This is a genomic window from Micromonospora sp. ATLC20 (genome assembly GCF_057196585.1).
In genome coordinates this window covers 1-2,901 of the sequence record NZ_JBXUOV010000329.1, presented here as the reverse complement: position 1 = coordinate 2,901, position 2,901 = coordinate 1, and the positions used below count along the sequence as shown (strand labels likewise).

The window sequence follows — 2,901 nt, the reverse complement described above, 5'->3', positions numbered from 1 at the left end:
GCGCCGGCGCGGCGACCGGGGCCAGGCGGGCGTCGGCGGCACCGAGCGCGGCGGCGCGGTCTACCAGGTCGGCGGAGGCGCCCAGGGCGACCCGCACGGACCGGGCGACGACCCGTTCGACCAGCCGGGACACCGCACCGCGCAGGCCACCGGCGAGGACCGCGTTGTGCCAGGTGACCACCAGCGGCGCGGCGGGGCGGGCGAGCGCGGCGACCAGGCCGGCGCGCAGCCCGTGCGCGTGCACCACGTCGACAGGTGTGTCACCGAGCGCGCGGCGCAGCGCGGTGACCGCGCGCGCGTCCCCCGGCGTGGGGCTGGCCGGGATCTCCACCGGCGTGAAGCGGGCCCCGGCGCCGGTGAAGTCGAACTGTTCCTCGGTGGCGGCCGGGCCGCAGACCAGCACGGACGCGCCGGCCTCGGTGAGCCCTCGGGCGATCGAGCGCACGTGCTGCCCGACCCCGCCGGTGCTGGAGGCGAGCACCAGGGCCACCGACCCGGGCCAGCGCGGTGCCGGCGAGGCGTCCGTCATGAGGAAACGGTCTCCCTTCCGTCACCCCGCTCGCCGGGGTGCTGCTGCGCCGGCGGGCCGTCGTCCCCGCCGGCCGGGCGTCGCCGGCGCAGCCGGCGGGTCACGGTCGCGAGCAGCGGCCGCAGGTCGCGGGCGTCGGTCAGCCAGGCGACGGCGAGGAACAGGACACCGACCACGACCCCGGACAGCATGCCCTGCGCGAGGGCCCACGGTGTCGTCGGGGTGCCGTCACCGAGCCCGGCGAGTCCCGCCGCGACGGCCGCCCCGCCCGCTCCGGCGACCACTGCGGCGAGCAGCCCGGCGGCGCCGGCCCGGCCGATCCCGGCGAGCGCCTCGCGACCGGCGGCCCGCCGGACCGCGGCGATCAGCAGCGCGCCGAGCAGCAGCATGCCGGCCGACGTCGCCAGCGTCACCGCGAGCACCCGGTCGGCCAGCGGCGCCACCTGGGCGGACACCACGGCGAGCGCGGGCACGCTGAGCCAGCCGAGCGCGGTGGCTACGGTGGCCGCGCGGGTCTCGCCGCGGGCGTACAGCGCACGGGTGAGGACCGCGAACAGGCCGTAGCCGACCAGGCCGGGCGCGAACCCGGCGATCCCGGCCGCCGCGGTGCGCGCGTCGAGCGGGTCGGCGAAGAAGAAGTGCCCGACCGGGATCGCGGTGCCGACGAGAGCGGCGGCGCCGAGCAGACTGAGCAGCACGACGCCGCGTACCGCCGGGGCCAGTGTCTCCCGGTAGGCGCGCTCGTCGCCGGTGGCCCGGGCCGCGACGAGCGTCGGGTACGCGGCCACCGCGAGCGGCACCGCCAGCACCGCCCAGGGCAGGAAATAGACGGTCTGCGCGAGGTTGTAGACGCTGACGTCGGCGGTCCGGCCGTAGGTGACCTGGTTGAGCGCTACCACCAGCGCGATCTGCTGGGCGGCCACCGTGACCGCACCGGCGACCACCAGCCCGCCCACCCGGGCCCGGGCGTCGGCCGGGAACCGGTAGCCCGGCCGGATCCGCAGCCGCAGCCGGCGCAGCGGAATGAGCAGCGACAGCGAGAGCACCACCACGCCGAGCGTGGTGCCGGCGGACAGCAGCAACTCGCCGCCGCGCCCGGCCTCCCCGATCGTGGCCAGCCGCCCCTCGGCGGCGGTGAACCCGAGGTACACGCCGATGACCGTGACGCTGGACAGCAGCGGCGCGATCACCGGCCAGGCGAAGCGGCGGTGCGCCTGGAGCACGCCGGTCAGCACGATGCCCACGCCGTACAGCGGCAACTGCGGCGCGAACACCCGCAGCATCCGCGCCCCGGACGCCTGCTGGGCCTCACTGAGACCGTTTCCGATCAGGCCGGGCAGCGGATCGGCGAACACCGCCAGCAGCACCGCCAGCGGGACCAGCAGGCTCAGCGTCCAGGTCAGCAGCGCGCCGGTGGTGGCGGCCACCGCGCGCCGGTCACCCGCCTCGACGGCGCCTGCGAGCAGCGGTACGACGAGACTGGCGAGCGCCCCACCGGCGACGATCTCGAAGATGAAGTTCGGGACGTAGTTCGCCACCAGGTAGGCGCCACCGAGATCGGTGGGGCCCAGCATCCAGGTGAACACGGCGGTACGGCCGAAGCCGGCGAGCCGGCTTAGGACGGTGAGGACGGCGATGAGGGCGGCCGCCCCGGCGACCCGGCCGGCGGCGGCGAGAGGAGCCGGTTTCGTCACGTCAGTCCGGGAGCCGGCCCAGCTCGTCGAGGTGCCGCAGCCCCGGCGTGGACGCGATGACCTGGGTGAAGCTGACCTTCTCGCTGGCGGCGGTGAGCGCGGCGAGCACGGCCAGCACGCCGGCCCGGCCCAGCGGCCCGGTACGCGCGGCGAGGCTCACCCCGAGCAGCGCGCCGAGCGCGTTGGCGCCGCTGTCGCCCACCATCACGCGCTCGCCGAGATCGTCGCCGACCAGTGCGGCCGAGGCGCCCACGGCGCCCGCGGCGACGCCGCCGTACGGGCCGGTGGTCAGCGGCGCGCCGAGCAGCATGCCGGACTTCAGCGCCCGGCCGGGCCGCAGGTCGAGCAGGTTGACCAGGTTCGCGGTGCCGGCCACCACGCCGGCGCCGAGCAGCACGTCGAGTCCCCGGCCGAACGCCCCGGCCCGCCGGCGGCGCGGATGTGCGGCGACCCGCCGGTCGGCGGCGAGCAGCGCGGCCGCGCCCAGCCCGGCCACGCCCACCCCGGCGACCTTGACCATCCCGGCGGTGACCTGACCCTCGCGCAGCGCGGCGAGATGCCCGGCGAACCCCTTGGCGGCCTTCTGCTCGGGGCGCGCGCCGACCACGTCGTCGTAGAGGCCGACAGCGCCCGCGCCGAGCCCGGCGACCAGCGCGGCGGCGCCGGCCGGGGCGCTAC

Annotated in this window: 3 protein-coding genes; all 3 read right to left on the bottom strand. The window is 77.6% G+C overall.

Features of this window, described 5'->3' with window-relative positions:
• Positions 1–529: glycosyltransferase (locus AC2CHG_RS30950; RefSeq protein WP_484526154.1), on the bottom strand; the 529-nt coding region annotated here is incomplete at its 3' end.
• The gene (gene murJ / locus AC2CHG_RS30945; protein ID WP_484526153.1) at positions 526–2,223 is read right to left on the bottom strand and encodes a murein biosynthesis integral membrane protein MurJ; all 1,698 of its coding nucleotides are present in this window, start codon (positions 2,221–2,223) and stop codon (positions 526–528) included. The genes AC2CHG_RS30950 and murJ, both read right to left, overlap by 4 nt.
• A 1-nt stretch (position 2,224) precedes the next feature.
• Positions 2,225–2,901: hypothetical protein (locus AC2CHG_RS30940; protein ID WP_484526152.1), on the bottom strand; the 677-nt coding region annotated here is incomplete at its 5' end.